At 46.8% G+C, this 13,677-nt stretch carries 9 protein-coding genes and 16 tRNA genes; 9 read left to right on the top strand and 16 right to left on the bottom strand.

Annotation, left to right across the window (positions count from 1 at the left end):
- Positions 1 to 75: 75 nt before the first annotated feature.
- From KXJ80_RS09720 to KXJ80_RS09700, 5 genes are all read right to left on the bottom strand, one after another.
- Positions 76 to 975, bottom strand: coding sequence for a chemotaxis protein CheV (locus KXJ80_RS09720; RefSeq protein ID WP_055648739.1), 900 nt, complete (start codon positions 973 to 975; stop codon positions 76 to 78).
- Between the two features lie 135 nt (positions 976 to 1,110).
- Complete coding sequence (locus tag KXJ80_RS09715; protein WP_037420279.1) at positions 1,111 to 1,581, bottom strand: phosphatase domain-containing protein; 471 nt, start codon at positions 1,579 to 1,581, stop codon at positions 1,111 to 1,113.
- Positions 1,582 to 1,647: 66 nt separating this feature from the next.
- A complete protein-coding gene (locus tag KXJ80_RS09710) occupies positions 1,648 to 2,931 on the bottom strand; it encodes a DEAD/DEAH box helicase (RefSeq protein ID WP_259474689.1) in 1,284 nt (427 codons plus the stop codon).
- Positions 2,932 to 2,968: 37 nt separating this feature from the next.
- Positions 2,969 to 3,535, bottom strand: coding sequence for a methylated-DNA--[protein]-cysteine S-methyltransferase (locus KXJ80_RS09705; protein WP_203433294.1), 567 nt, complete (start codon positions 3,533 to 3,535; stop codon positions 2,969 to 2,971).
- A 109-nt stretch (positions 3,536 to 3,644) separates the two neighbouring features.
- Positions 3,645 to 5,270, bottom strand: coding sequence for a DNA-3-methyladenine glycosylase 2 family protein (locus tag KXJ80_RS09700; RefSeq protein WP_259474688.1), 1,626 nt, complete (start codon positions 5,268 to 5,270; stop codon positions 3,645 to 3,647).
- 182 nt (positions 5,271 to 5,452) lie between these two features.
- On the opposite strand from KXJ80_RS09700, the gene KXJ80_RS09695 reads away from it, so the two are divergent.
- Entirely contained in the window at positions 5,453 to 7,282 is a 1,830-nt protein-coding gene (locus tag KXJ80_RS09695; RefSeq protein WP_259474687.1) for an ABC transporter ATP-binding protein, read from the top strand.
- A gap of 393 nt (positions 7,283 to 7,675) precedes the next feature.
- On the opposite strand, the gene KXJ80_RS09690 is transcribed toward KXJ80_RS09695, so the two are convergent.
- The 11 genes from KXJ80_RS09690 to gltX all read right to left on the bottom strand — a co-directional run bounded on the left by KXJ80_RS09690 (position 7,676) and on the right by gltX (position 10,726).
- Positions 7,676 to 7,751: transfer RNA gene (locus tag KXJ80_RS09690), tRNA-Glu, on the bottom strand.
- Positions 7,752 to 7,829: 78 nt separating this feature from the next.
- Positions 7,830 to 7,905 (bottom strand) — tRNA-Glu (locus KXJ80_RS09685).
- A 98-nt stretch (positions 7,906 to 8,003) separates the two neighbouring features.
- Positions 8,004 to 8,079: transfer RNA gene (locus KXJ80_RS09680), tRNA-Glu, on the bottom strand.
- A gap of 98 nt (positions 8,080 to 8,177) precedes the next feature.
- Positions 8,178 to 8,253, bottom strand: a tRNA-Glu gene (locus tag KXJ80_RS09675).
- A 98-nt stretch (positions 8,254 to 8,351) separates the two neighbouring features.
- Positions 8,352 to 8,427 (bottom strand) — tRNA-Glu (locus KXJ80_RS09670).
- Positions 8,428 to 8,505: 78 nt separating this feature from the next.
- Positions 8,506 to 8,581 (bottom strand) — tRNA-Glu (locus KXJ80_RS09665).
- A gap of 98 nt (positions 8,582 to 8,679) precedes the next feature.
- Positions 8,680 to 8,755: transfer RNA gene (locus tag KXJ80_RS09660), tRNA-Glu, on the bottom strand.
- Between the two features lie 63 nt (positions 8,756 to 8,818).
- A tRNA-Ala gene (locus tag KXJ80_RS09655) sits at positions 8,819 to 8,894 on the bottom strand.
- A gap of 107 nt (positions 8,895 to 9,001) precedes the next feature.
- Positions 9,002 to 9,077, bottom strand: a tRNA-Glu gene (locus KXJ80_RS09650).
- Between the two features lie 59 nt (positions 9,078 to 9,136).
- A tRNA-Ala gene (locus KXJ80_RS09645) sits at positions 9,137 to 9,212 on the bottom strand.
- A gap of 104 nt (positions 9,213 to 9,316) precedes the next feature.
- Positions 9,317 to 10,726: a glutamate--tRNA ligase gene (gene gltX / locus KXJ80_RS09640; protein WP_259474686.1), complete on the bottom strand. Its 1,410-nt coding sequence runs from the start codon at positions 10,724 to 10,726 to the stop codon at positions 9,317 to 9,319.
- Positions 10,727 to 11,240: 514 nt separating this feature from the next.
- Here gltX and KXJ80_RS09635 point away from each other — a divergent pair.
- From KXJ80_RS09635 to KXJ80_RS09600, 8 genes are all read left to right on the top strand, one after another.
- A tRNA-Val gene (locus KXJ80_RS09635) sits at positions 11,241 to 11,316 on the top strand.
- Positions 11,317 to 11,364: 48 nt separating this feature from the next.
- A tRNA-Val gene (locus KXJ80_RS09630) sits at positions 11,365 to 11,440 on the top strand.
- Positions 11,441 to 11,467: 27 nt separating this feature from the next.
- Positions 11,468 to 11,543 (top strand) — tRNA-Val (locus tag KXJ80_RS09625).
- Positions 11,544 to 11,583: 40 nt separating this feature from the next.
- Positions 11,584 to 11,659: transfer RNA gene (locus KXJ80_RS09620), tRNA-Val, on the top strand.
- A 25-nt stretch (positions 11,660 to 11,684) separates the two neighbouring features.
- Positions 11,685 to 11,760, top strand: a tRNA-Val gene (locus tag KXJ80_RS09615).
- A gap of 25 nt (positions 11,761 to 11,785) precedes the next feature.
- A tRNA-Val gene (locus KXJ80_RS09610) sits at positions 11,786 to 11,861 on the top strand.
- 150 nt (positions 11,862 to 12,011) lie between these two features.
- Entirely contained in the window at positions 12,012 to 12,242 is a 231-nt protein-coding gene (locus tag KXJ80_RS09605; RefSeq protein WP_011073026.1) for a hypothetical protein, read from the top strand.
- A 393-nt stretch (positions 12,243 to 12,635) separates the two neighbouring features.
- Entirely contained in the window at positions 12,636 to 13,655 is a 1,020-nt protein-coding gene (locus KXJ80_RS09600) for a TRAP transporter substrate-binding protein (RefSeq protein ID WP_037420553.1), read from the top strand.
- Positions 13,656 to 13,677: the final 22 nt, after the last annotated feature.

Here is a 13,677-nt window from a genome sequence, read left to right as displayed (position 1 = left end):
TGTCTAGCTTTGCAGGGAAATAAGCGAATTAAATTACCCAGTCCCTGCAAAACCCTTACAAAAATCCAACACGCTCTAATTTGACCGCTTAGCCGCTAAATCAGCCCCCCGTAGCATGGCTTCCACAAGCTCATGGGCATCAAACTTAGTCAGCGCCTCATTTGCCCCCACTTGATGGGCTTGGCTGACGCTGATTTCGCTCGACAACGAGGTATGGAGAATAATATAAGCATTAGCCAACAGTGGATTATCTCGGACTTCAAATGCCAGCTCATAGCCATCGAGCCCCGGCATTTCGATGTCACTAACTAAAATATCAATCGGGTGACGCTCGGCAGCCGCCTGCTCCATAATAGAGAGCGCTTCTCTTCCATCAGGGGTCACGAAATAGGGAATATTAATACTATCGAGCGCATCGGAAAGTTGCTTACGGGCCACCTTAGAATCATCGACCAACAGAATCCGCATGGGTTTTAACTTCTCCCGCTGCACATCCGTTAGGATTGCTCGATTGGCCTCAGGTGCATCGGGGAACACCTTAGACAGTAACAGCTCCACGTCAAGTAACTGCACTAACTGGTTATCGTAGCGCGTCACTCCAGTTAAAAAGGCATTTCTCCCTAAATTTGCCGATGGCGCTTCAATGTCACGCCAATTGCACTCAATAATCTTATCAATGGCGCGCACTAAAAAGCCGATAATCATGCGCTGGCAATCAGTAATGATGATATAGCAATGTTTACGTTCTTCATCACTGATTGGCCGATAACCAATGGCAGCCGCCATATCCACCACCGGGATAGTATGACCACGAATGGTCGCGGCACCCATGATTGTCGGATGAGATTTAGGGATCTTACTCAGCGGCGTGTAAGGCACTAATTCACGAATTTTGAGCGTGCCTAAGGCAAATACCTGATGTTGAGATAACCGAAAAAGGAGTAGCCCTTGTGACTGATTTGCCTTACTTTTCATGATAAAACTAAGCGCTCACTCAAATTAAACTGCCAGTATATTAACCTTAACATGCCTTAAAAGTGATGACTAAGGTCAAATGTGATCAAATCAGCCAATTACTTTATCTTTGGAACAATCTTCCCTTCTCAAGGACTAATCCTGCAAAGCATAGAGCACATCGAAGGCAAACTGATCCCACCCCTCAGCGCTAAAAGCAATGTCGCGAATGCTGCGCACTTGGCTAACGGCATGCAACGGCGCAGCACCATTAACCATGAGGTAATAAGCCATAATGAGCCCGGTACGATCTTTTCCCGAACGGCAATGGATTAACACGGGTAAATCATCGGCTTCACATTGTTGAATAAAGGCTAGCGCTCTGGGTAATTGGGCGACACAAATGGCGATATCCCCTTCCTGTGGCGGCACGTTTCTGGAAAACGGGATACATTCATAACGCAAACCATGGTGCTGAAAACTACCGGGCTCGCAGCCTTCTCCGCCATTAACGGATAACACGGCGCGGATCCCCGATGCTTTAAGCTCTGCTAAATCCCAAGGGTCCTTATTAGGGCCACTGCGGCCCGCGATTTTACCTTCAACTAACCAAAATAAATGCTGCATACTGCCTCTACCAAACCAATTCGAAACAACCTGAAGATATGCTAAGCATAACTCACACCTGAGGAATTAAGACTTTTTACCCCAAAACTCAACATTCGCCACGGGTAACTGTTTACGCTTTTTCTTGCCAGAGCCTTCGGGCTTGGCCTGAGGTTTTTCCTGCGCTAACACATCCAGCGGTATTTCAGCATTGGCTTCAAATCCGGGGATTTGTTCACGCACCAGTTTGATTTTGTTTTTCTTTTCAATCACACCAAAGTGGTGATATTCCTCATGGGAAATTAAAGTCACCGCGAGGCCCGCCTCGCCCGCACGACCGCTACGACCAATACGGTGCATATAATCGGCTGGACTTCTTGGTAAATCAAAGTTAATCACGACGGGGAGTTTATCAATATCAATACCACGGGCTGCGATATCAGTCGCAATTAGCACACTAATGTCACCATTTTTAAACCCATCAAGGACGCGAGTCCGCGCACCTTGAGCTTTATCGCCATGGAAGACTTCGGCGCTAATTCCCCGTTTTGACAACTTTTGCGCGAGGTGGTTACAGGTATTTTTAGCACTGACAAAAATTAACGCCTGTGACCATTGATGCTGTTTAATCAAATGGGCCAATAACGCTGTTTTTTGCGCGCGGTTAACGGTTATCACACGCTGAACAATGGTGCTTTCTTGCTCACTTTGCAGATGAAACTCAAGCGGTTGATGGAGTAATTGGGTCGTTAGCGCGCGCACTTCTTCGGGGAATGTCGCCGAAAACAGTAAGGTTTGTTTTTGGGCAGGGAGCGCCTCAAGCACTTGATTTAATTCATCAGTAAACCCAAGGCTTAACATGCGGTCCGCTTCATCCAGCACTAAGGCCGAGACGCGATTTAACTTAAGCGCATTGCTGGCTAATAAATCCAGTAAACGCCCAGGAGTTGCGACCAACACATCGGCGCCAGCGCATAAACTTTGCATTTGCAGATTGACAGACACGCCACCAAAGGCCGCAACTATCTTAAGTTGGCCATTGAAGTGGGATGCATAGGATAAAAAGCTGTCGGCGACTTGTTGCGCCAATTCGCGGGTAGGCACGAGCACCAAACAACGCACTTGGCCTGCTGACTTATCAGCACTTTTTGCTTCACTCAATCGCTGCAATAACGGCACTGCAAAAGCAGCAGTTTTTCCAGAACCTGTATTCGCCCCTGCTAACACGTCCTGTCCACTGAGTACGGCAGGAATGGTAGCCGCCTGTATCGGAGTGGGAAAAACATAACCCAGCTCAGAGAGTCGATTACATAAGGGAGCAATAATGCCAAGTTCGGCAAAGCTGGCAACGGCGGAAGAAGCTTGGGTCATAAAAAATTACATGGCTCATCAATAACAAATATGACCGCTATTCTAACGTAAAATGCGCGCCCTTGCTTGTCGATTCCAGCATTAACAGTTGTTGTTTCATCGTAAGTCCATAGGCATAACCCGTTAATTGGCCATTTTTACCAATGATACGGTGACAGGGCACAATAATCGCGATGGGATTGGCGCCATTGGCGGCACCGACCGCCCTGACGGCTTTTGGCCTGTCGATACGCTGGGCGATCTCGCCATAACTGCAACTCTGGCCATAACCGACCTGCACCAAGGCCTGCCACACCTGCTGCTGAAATTCGGTACCTTTGGGCGCTAAGCTTAAGTGGAACTGGGTTAGCTCACCGCGAAAATAATCCAGAAGCTGCGCCTTTGCCTGCTCAATATGACTTTTAGCCCGCGCGAGTTCGTCATCACTTGCGACCTTTAGGGGGATCTCGGTACGACTCGACCCGACGACCGTTAAATGGCTCAATCCGTAGGCATTGGCATTAAGTTGTAGTACGCCCACAGGAGTACTTAAGATATCGACAGCGCAGGGCTGATAATCTTTGGCCGTTGGGGCGCTAATCAGTTGCGATAAATTCGGGCTCATAATGGTTCTCGTCAACGGCTTTAGTACAGTGTTTTCGTACTGAGTTTCAAATAGTGGCTCTCATATATAGCCTCGGTACTGAATCAATAACTACATGGCCTGAAATGCCCTATGCATTGGACCACAGCAGGAAGGTCAAATAACTCCCCCAAGGGGCGATATCTGCACTTACCCGCTCAACAATCGCTGAATAATCCAGTTGTTTTTGCGCTTCAGTATCTAACCCTGTCTGCTCACCCATCGTCGCCAGTAATTGCTTTTTCACAATTAAATCCGTGTGCAGGAAGATATTTGGATCGCCAAGCCCACGTAATTTGGCATAGGCAATGGTCCAGGGGCCAATGCCTTTTACCCCAATCCACTCATCGGCTGTGGCTTCTGGGTGCTCACAGATAAACGCCGCAAGCGCATTGAGCGCCAGTTTGCGCGCACCAGGCATTTTAAGCTCATCGAGGCAGGCATGACGGATCAGCTGCGGTGTAGGGAACAAGCGATACTCTTGCCCGTTTAAGCTAAAACGTTCGCCATAGGCTTCGACCAATAAATTGAGTAACTTAGTGGCCTGCACTACGCTCACCTGCTGACCTAAAACGGCTCGGCAACCCGCCTCAAATAAAGATCCTGCTCCCGGGATCCTAAGACCTGATTTAGGGATTAACTTAAGATCGGTCAAACGCTGTAGCTTATGCTCAATCAGCTGCATATCGGCATCGAGATCTAAAATGCGCCGCACTTGGGTGATGAGTTTTTGTAGGCCCGCCAAGGGCGAGTCGGGCGTTAATGTCAGCGTGATTTTAAAGCGATGCAAATGTGCCTCATGGGCGATACGCACCACTGCGCGGATATCCTCAAGTTGCAGGGTGCGACCATACTCAAGTGTATCTTGGGACATCATGTCGTTGGAGTCATGATTTGCCCCCTCACAAAACCACTCCATTCCCGCCACGGCGCGCAGGCGATAAAAGGCTAACTGCGCCGGCCAATCGAGCGGCGGTCGGTAATACTGATATAGACTCAAACTGTGCGCTGGCATCTCCTGCGGACTAGCCTTATTAGTTCTCTCCCCTTCCTCTAACTTGGCAGTCGACTTCAGACTGGATTTTCTTAACTGTGTGGGCGTTAATTGCAGAGTCTGTTGAAATGCCTCGTTGAAACGGCGAATACTGTTAAAGCCTGCGGCAAGCGCAACCTGAGTGATGGGCAGCTGCGTCTGATGCAACAACTGTTTTGCGAACATTAACTGACGATAGAGTGCAAATTGCTTAGGCGAAGTGCCAAATCCAGAGGTAAATAACTTATTTAGATAACGGCTGCTGATCCCCAGTTTGTCCGCCAAGGCCTCGACCGTTAATCCATGCTCACCCGATAAGGCGCCAGCTTCAATCAAACCTATAGCTCTGTCTAGGGTTGTGCCTGTCCCTTTCCACGGATTAGAGCCTGGTGCACTGTCGGGACGGCAACGTAGGCAAGGCCTCAGCCCCGCTTGTGCGGCTTTAATGGCCGAGTCGAAATAACGTACGTTTTCTTCTTTAGGTGCAACGGCAGGGCACACCGTTCGGCAGTAAATACCCGTACTTAACACGCCCACAAAGAACTTACCGTCAAAACGTGGATCACGGCTGATGCGAGCCTCGCGGCAAATCGTCGCGGATAAGTAGCACTCTTGCAAATCGTTTACTACCGGCACGACTAGTGGTTTAGTGGTTGGTTTTGGACTCACTGCTATCAGCTTCATTTGGCTATCCGACAATCTTATTCACAATTTTGTACTTGTCGGTTACTGTACGTCACCCTATGCTAGCACACTCGCGGAAAACGGAACTGGATCATCGCGTGCTTTTAAAGTGCAAGATCCTATATGCTAGACACCTCGACGTTTTCCCCCATTCACTTTTCTCAATAAAATAGAGTCAATTCATGTTTAAACGATTTGAATCTTGGGTTGAAGCCCTGCCCGATGGCGAACCAACCAAGCCTCCCACGGGGGTGTATGCGTTCTGCCGGCATTACACTAAGGGCTATGAATTACCGCTTATCTTAATGTCGGTGCTGACGGCATTAATCGCCATGCTCGAAGTCTCGCTATTTGGCTTTATGGGACAATTAGTCGATTGGTTAGTGAAAAAAAGCCCTGAGACACTCTTTCAAGATGAAGGCTCAACGCTGATATTAATGGGTGTAATGGTCCTAGTGGTGATGCCACTATTAGTGCTATTCCATGCGCTGATCATGCATCAAACCTTGCTGGGCAATTATCCCATGTCGATCCGCTGGCTTGCGCACCGCTATCTGCTCAAACAAAGCGTCTCCTTCTATCAGAATGACTTTGCTGGCCGTATTGCCACTAAGGTGATGCAAACCTCCCTTGCGGTGCGTGAAACCGTAATGAAGTTGCTCGATGTACTGGTATACATTTTAGTGTACTTCACCTCCATGCTGGTGATGGTGGCCAGTGCCGATGTGCGCCTAGTGGTCCCGATGCTGATTTGGCTAGCGCTCTATATTGGTCTGCAATGGTACTTTGTGCCGCGGCTTAAAACGGTCTCAACCGAACAGGCCGATGCCCGCTCGACGATGACAGGACGCATTGTTGATAGTTACACCAATATCACCACGGTAAAACTGTTTGCCCATACGGATAAAGAAGCTGATTACGCGAAAGCGAGTATGCGCAGTTTCCTCGACACGGTTTATCGCCAGATGCGCCTCGTCACAGGGATCAGCGTCAGTGTACAAATCATTAACTACTTACTCGCGTTCAGCATTGCCGCCGTATCAATCGCGCTCTGGAGTGACAATGCCATCTCGGTGGGTGCAATTGCAATTGCCGTGAGTTTAGCGCTGCGCCTCAATGGGATGTCGCAATGGATCATGTGGGAAATCAGTTCATTATTTGAAAATATTGGTACAGTCACCGATGGGATGAACACCCTTTCCAAGACAACACTCATTCAAGACTCGCCAGATGCAAACACCTTAGTAGTGGAACAAGGTCGGATCGATTTTAATCAGGTGAGCTTTCATTATGGTGAAAATACTGGCGTAATCGACGAACTCAACCTCACGATCAAAGCGGGCGAAAAAGTCGGTCTAGTTGGCCGCTCGGGCGCGGGTAAGTCTACCTTAGTCAATCTGTTAATGCGCTTTTACGATGTTGAGAAAGGCCAAATTTGTATCGATGGACAAGACATTAAGTCCGTCAAACAGGATTCGCTACGTTCACAGATTGGTATGGTCACCCAAGACACTTCCCTACTGCACCGCACGATTCGTGAAAATATTCTGTACGGCAATCCAGGGGCGAGCGAAATCCAACTCGAACATGCGATTAAACAAGCTCAGGCCCATGATTTTATTAATGAACTAACCGACCCTAATGGCAATCATGGTTTAGATGCACAAGTCGGTGAACGCGGCGTGAAACTCTCTGGCGGACAAAGACAACGTATCGCGATTGCTAGGGTGCTATTAAAAAATGCCCCTATTTTACTGCTCGATGAGGCCACTTCTGCCTTGGACTCTGAAGTTGAAGCTGCGATTCAAGAAAGCTTATACGAATTGATGCAGGGCAAAACCGTAATTGCAATCGCCCATCGATTATCGACTATTGCCGCCATGGATAGATTAATCGTATTAGATCAAGGCCGGATTGTTGAACAAGGAACCCATCAAGAGTTGATTGCTGCTGGCGGTATCTATGCCCAGTTATGGGCTCACCAAACTGGCGGATTTTTAGGGGTTGAATAGTGCCGAGTTGTAACTTAATGAACTGATTTTAAAGGCGACATTAAGTCGCCTTTTTATTTTGTTCTGCCCCGTCCTAAATAGCGTTGTTGCATACTAACAGCGAGACATCGTTCCAAGACTTTATCCCAATATGCAGCAAGCAAGTCTAAACCCAATAGAAACAGAGGAAACCAATAAACGTTGTGGCTTTTGGCTTGTGGCTTGTGGCTTGTGGCTTGTGGCTTGTGGCTTGTGGCTTGTGGCTTGTGGCTTGTGGCTTGTGGCTTGTGGCTTGTGGCACGATAAAATAATAGATACAAAAAAACCATCTTTCGATGGTTTATTGTCTTCAACTAATTATCTCAAACAACTCGTTAGTCATTTGTGATGCACTCTACCTTATTAGAGATAGAGTGGTATCCCCTAGGGGATTCGAACCCCTGTTACCGCCGTGAAAGGGCGGTGTCCTAGGCCTCTAGACGAAGGGGACACAAGGACTTATGTTTTTCCTCATAACTGAGGTCTTGCTATTTATCTCAAACAACTCGTTAGTCATTTGGGATGAAAGTGGTATCCCCTAGGGGATTCGAACCCCTGTTACCGCCGTGAAAGGGCGGTGTCCTAGGCCTCTAGACGAAGGGGACACAAGGACTTATGTTTTTCCTCATAACTGAGGTCTTACTATTTATCTCAAATAACTCGTTAGTCATTTGCGATGCGCTCTATCTTATTAGGGATAGAGTGGTATCCCCTAGGGGATTCGAACCCCTGTTACCGCCGTGAAAGGGCGGTGTCCTAGGCCTCTAGACGAAGGGGACACAAGGACTTATGTTTTTCCTCATAACTGAGGTCTTGCTATTTATCTCAAATAACTCGTTAGTCATTTGTGATGCACTCTATCTTATTAGAGATAGAGTGGTATCCCCTAGGGGATTCGAACCCCTGTTACCGCCGTGAAAGGGCGGTGTCCTAGGCCTCTAGACGAAGGGGACACAAGGACTTATGTTTTTCCTCATAACTGAGGTCTTGCTATTTATCTCAAATAACTCGTTAGTCATTTGTGATGCACTCTATCTTATTAGAGATAGAGTGGTATCCCCTAGGGGATTCGAACCCCTGTTACCGCCGTGAAAGGGCGGTGTCCTAGGCCTCTAGACGAAGGGGACACAAGGACTTATGTTTTTCCTCATAACTGAGGTCTTGCGATTTATCTCAAACAACTCGCTAGTCATTTGTGATGAAAGTGGTATCCCCTAGGGGATTCGAACCCCTGTTACCGCCGTGAAAGGGCGGTGTCCTAGGCCTCTAGACGAAGGGGACACAAGGACTTATGTTTTCCCTCATAACTGAGGTCTTGCTATTTATCTCAAACAACTCGTTAGTCATTTGTGATGCACTCTATCTTATTAGAGATAGGGTGGTATCCCCTAGGGGATTCGAACCCCTGTTACCGCCGTGAAAGGGCGGTGTCCTAGGCCTCTAGACGAAGGGGACACAAGGACATATTAATTTGACAACTATTATGACTAACAGTGCTCTCGCTTAATATGGCGAAATTGGTGGAGCTAGACGGGATCGAACCGTCGACCTCTTGCATGCCATGCAAGCGCTCTCCCAGCTGAGCTATAGCCCCAAACTCTTTCGACAAAACTGAAACTCAGTATATCGCAGAAATTTAGATTTGTTCTTACCAGACAACTCGTTAGCTATTTGGTAGGAGCACTATGTCGTAAAACATAGTGGTATCCCCTAGGGGATTCGAACCCCTGTTACCGCCGTGAAAGGGCGGTGTCCTAGGCCTCTAGACGAAGGGGACACAAGGACATATTAATTTGAATTTCGTTAAAAACTCTCGCTTAATATCGGCGGTAAGTTTGGTGGAGCTAGACGGGATCGAACCGTCGACCTCTTGCATGCCATGCAAGCGCTCTCCCAGCTGAGCTATAGCCCCAAACTTATTAAACCACATTTAAGTGCACTACAAGCATTTGCTCGTCTGTGTCTCAACTGCGAGGCGCATTCTATGCAGCGCACCTAAATGTGTCAACTCGTTTTTTAGGAATTTATTCTATCTGCTACAAATTCAATCGCTTTGGATATTCTTTGCTCAGAGCGTGCCTTTCCTATTAAGAATAAGGTGATATCTAAGCCTGGAGACTGCCCTGCTCCGGTCACAGCGACACGTAATGGCATCCCCACTTTACCCATACCCACTTCTAATTCCGCAGCGGTGGCTTCAATCGCTTGGTGGATACCTTCAACGGTCCACTCCGGTAATGCCGCTAGCTTTTGTTGCACTAATTGTAATGGCTCAAGTGCCACACCACGTAGATGCTTTTTCGCCTGCTCGGCATCGAACTCAGCAAAATCTTCATAGAAGTAACGGCTAGATGCAGCTAACTCTTTTAACGTTTTGGCACGTTCAGCTAATGCTGTCACTACAGCTGATAAAGCTGGACCATTTGACGTATCAATCTTTTGATCGTCCATATGCCACTGTAAGTGGGAAGCCACATATTCAGGATCAAGCGTCTTAATATAGTGTTGGTTTAACCAAACCAGTTTTTCGGTATTAAAGGCTGAAGGGGCTTTGTTAATATCATCTAACTTAAAGTACTGCTTCATTTCCTCTAAAGAGAACACTTCTTGATCGCCATGTGACCAACCTAAACGTACTAAATAGTTAAGCAGTGCTTCAGGCAGATAACCATCATCACGGTATTGCATCACGCTTACCGCACCATGGCGCTTAGATAGCTTGGCACCATCATCCCCTAAGATCATTGATACGTGGGCGTATTCAGGAATAGGTGCACCCAATGCTTTAAGGATGTTGATTTGGCGTGGCGTGTTGTTGATATGGTCTTCACCACGCACTACACAGGTAATCCCCATATCCCAATCGTCTACCACTACACAGAAGTTATAGGTAGGTACACCATCGGTACGAGCAATGATCAGATCATCTAACGCGTCGTTTGAGAATTCGATACGGCCACGAACATGGTCATCAAATACGACTGAACCACCGATAGGGTTTTTAAAACGTACAACAAAAGGCTCATCAGTATCACGCGCCGGCAAGTCACGGCAGCAACCATCGTATTTTTGTGCTTCGCCATTTGCCGCTTGTGCTTCTCTTAACGTATCGATACGTTCACGCGAGCAATAACATTTATAGGCTGTGCCCTGCTCTAACATTTGCGCGATGATTTCGTTATAACGATCAAAACGCTTAGTTTGATAGTACGGGCCCTCATCCCACGTTAGACCTAACCAGTTCATGCCCTCTAAAATGGCATCACAAGCGGCCTGAGTAGAACGCTCAATATCCGTATCTTCGATACGTAAAACAAACTCACCGTTATTGGCACGGGCTTGTAACCAAGAATAAAGTGCAGTACGGGCACCGCCCACATGCAAAAAGCCTGTTGGGCTAGGGGCAAAACGCGTCTTAGTTGTCATAGTGGGACACTAACCTATATAAAGTCGTCTAGATAAAGACAATCACGATAAAAAGTGGGCTTATTCTAGCAGCCTAAGTCTGCGCTGCAAATGGAACATATCCGCTGATAATACAGATAACACAAAAGTCGATGTATTAATTCGATATAGATATCGCTAGCTGACCAATCATAATAGAAACTAAACGCGCTCACTCACCTCGACTCAGGATCATAAATGTATACCAACGCTGTTGAACTCATGCCCTATAACCGACCTAAAAATCCATCGTCTCGTCGATAATGAAAACCTGATAAAGTATAGTGGTTATTTGCGCGGTAACATTCACTATGGGCTGATATACAAAGCTTGCTTAAATCACTCAATCTTAAATTGCCCAATAAAGTAACACTTTAAATGAGCGCATGATTAACATTAAGTCAATGCGAACAAAAATAGCGCGACCAATGCTTTTTTCATTAAAAAGCGTTGACACCCGATCGAACCTCCCTATAATACGGCTCCACACAGCAGAGGTCGCTTAGCTCAGCTGGGAGAGCACCTCCCTTACAAGGAGGGGGTCACTGGTTCGATCCCAGTAGCGACCACCATGTGTTAAATGCAAATTTAATCATGGTTTACATGTTGTTATATACCCGGGTCGCTTAGCTCAGCCGGGAGAGCACCTCCCTTACAAGGAGGGGGTCACTGGTTCGATCCCAGTAGCGACCACCATATAACCTCACTGTGTAGTCATTCCCAGGTCGCTTAGCTCAGCTGGGAGAGCACCTCCCTTACAAGGAGGGGGTCACTGGTTCGATCCCAGTAGCGACCACCATATTTGTGAATGACATAAAAATTTGTATTGAAAGAATTCCGGTCGCTTAGCTCAGCCGGGAGAGCACCTCCCTTACAAGGAGGGGGTCACTGGTTCGATCCCAGTAGCGACCACCATATTCTTCATTACTGATTCACCCCGGGTCGCTTAGCTCAGCCGGGAGAGCACCTCCCTTACAAGGAGGGGGTCACTGGTTCGATCCCAGTAGCGACCACCATATTCTGCATTACTGATTTACCCCGGGTCGCTTAGCTCAGCCGGGAGAGCACCTCCCTTACAAGGAGGGGGTCACTGGTTCGATCCCAGTAGCGACCACCATATTTACCTCAAAAACTTTACCGCCTTAGTATCTCAACTATGCTTGTTCTAAATCAGCATGACGTTAATTGAGTCCATTACCTAGCATTTACCCTGATTTTGGCTAAAACGCGCTGATCCATTGTCTTGAGCTATTTGGAGATCAGCACTATGGCTAGCGTCAGTCAATCCGCATCCCTCACCAATATCGCCGCTTATCTTAAACATACTCATGCCTGTGACGAGCAAACTGCCTTAAGAGAAGCCCGTGAGGTCATGCAAAACCTTGTGAGTATGCGCCAAAAAGGGTTTATTACTGGCTGGTATTTCGATGAACGTGGACACTTGGAGTTACTCCCAAGTGATGAGATCTTAAAAAGAATAGGCGAAGATCACGGCTGACTCCCGCATTGCTTCCTCTTCGTCATCTCAGCCATCCCCTGCTCCTCAGTCATTTTTCAAACAGCTTTTGATCTAAAAGCAACTTATTTTGCTCAGTTAATCATCAAGCTAAAAACCTCAGCTCATATCTCACAAAATGCAGTTTGGGTGGATTTCCACCCATAGGCAAAATCAACGTGAGCGAGATCTCACCCACAAAACTAAAAGTGTGACAAACGTCAAATGAACTACACTTTATTAACCAAACACTTACAGAATCCATCGTAAGTTGGCGTGGTATTTGCCTTTATTAAGACAGACCTCAGGGAAATCAAGGCTGTATTCCTACTCACACTTGGTAACAAACTAACCAAGGCTGAGGACAAATCCTAACAACAGAAAAAGGAACTCAAAATGACATTGAATCAACAAACTGGATTGACCCGTCCACTCAAAACCTTAGTCAAAATGCTCGCCGTTGCCTCCGTATTCGCAACCAGCTTTAACGTATTTGCAGAACCGATTGAAATTAAGTTTTCGCACGTTGTGGCAGAAAATACGCCCAAAGGCCAAATGGCACTGAAGTTTAAAGAACTCGTTGAGCAACGTTTACCGGGTGAATACAAGGTCAGTGTATTTCCTAACTCACAGTTATTTGGGGATAACAACGAGTTAGCAGCACTATTGCTAAACGATGTGCAATTTGTAGCACCTTCACTCTCAAAATTTGAACGTTACACCAAACGCTTACAAGTTTTCGACTTGCCTTTCCTGTTCAATGACATGGATGCAGTAAACCGTTTCCAACAGGGTGAAGCCGGTCAAGCATTACTCAACTCAATGAGCCGCAAAGGGATTGTGGGTTTAGGCTATTTACACAATGGTATGAAGCAGTTTTCTGCTAACGCACCACTCAAGCAACCTTCTGATGCTAAAGGCTTAAAATTCCGTGTAATGGCATCTGACGTATTAGCCGCACAGTTTGATGCAGTTGGCGCTATCCCAGTGAAAAAACCATTCTCAGAAGTGTTCACCCTGCTACAAACCCGCGCAATCGACGGTCAAGAAAACACTTGGTCTAACACTTACTCACAAAAATTCTATGAAGTTCAAAGCCATATTACAGAAAGTAACCATGGCGTATTGGATTACATGGTCGTGACCTCTGATGCCTTTTGGAAAAGCTTACCTGCGGACAAACGTAAAGTGATCAAAGAAGCATTAGACGAATCTATCGCTTTAGGTAACAAGATCGCTGCAGAAAAAGATAACGAAGACAAGCAATTAATCCTTGATTCAAAACGTTCTCAATTGGTGACCTTAACCCCAGCAGAACGTCAACAATGGGTTGATGTGATGAAACCAGTATGGGCTAAGTTTGAAGACCAAGTCGGTAAAGATGTGATTGAAGCCGCTGTTGCTGCAAATAAATAATAATGAAATAAGCCGCTTAATC

The sequence above is a fragment of the Shewanella xiamenensis genome (genome assembly GCF_024971755.1).
Taxonomy (GTDB): Bacteria; Pseudomonadota; Gammaproteobacteria; order Enterobacterales; family Shewanellaceae; genus Shewanella; species Shewanella xiamenensis.
This window is presented reverse-complemented; position numbering and strand designations above follow the sequence as displayed.

What these genes read in the sequence shown, in the direction of transcription:
- KXJ80_RS09700 (WP_259474688.1), bottom strand. Translation starts at nt 5,270, where the DNA reads ATGAAGCTGATAGCAGTGAGTCCAAAACCAACCACTAAACCACTAGTC.
- KXJ80_RS09695 (WP_259474687.1), top strand. Translation starts at nt 5,453, where the DNA reads ATGTTTAAACGATTTGAATCTTGGGTTGAAGCCCTGCCCGATGGCGAA.
- KXJ80_RS09715 (WP_037420279.1), bottom strand. Translation starts at nt 1,581, where the DNA reads ATGCAGCATTTATTTTGGTTAGTTGAAGGTAAAATCGCGGGCCGCAGT.
- KXJ80_RS09705 (WP_203433294.1), bottom strand. Translation starts at nt 3,535, where the DNA reads ATGAGCCCGAATTTATCGCAACTGATTAGCGCCCCAACGGCCAAAGAT.
- KXJ80_RS09605 (WP_011073026.1), top strand. Translation starts at nt 12,012, where the DNA reads ATGGCTAGCGTCAGTCAATCCGCATCCCTCACCAATATCGCCGCTTAT.
- gltX (WP_259474686.1), bottom strand. Translation starts at nt 10,726, where the DNA reads ATGACAACTAAGACGCGTTTTGCCCCTAGCCCAACAGGCTTTTTGCAT.
- KXJ80_RS09710 (WP_259474689.1), bottom strand. Translation starts at nt 2,931, where the DNA reads ATGACCCAAGCTTCTTCCGCCGTTGCCAGCTTTGCCGAACTTGGCATT.
- KXJ80_RS09720 (WP_055648739.1), bottom strand. Translation starts at nt 975, where the DNA reads ATGAAAAGTAAGGCAAATCAGTCACAAGGGCTACTCCTTTTTCGGTTA.
- KXJ80_RS09600 (WP_037420553.1), top strand. Translation starts at nt 12,636, where the DNA reads ATGACATTGAATCAACAAACTGGATTGACCCGTCCACTCAAAACCTTA.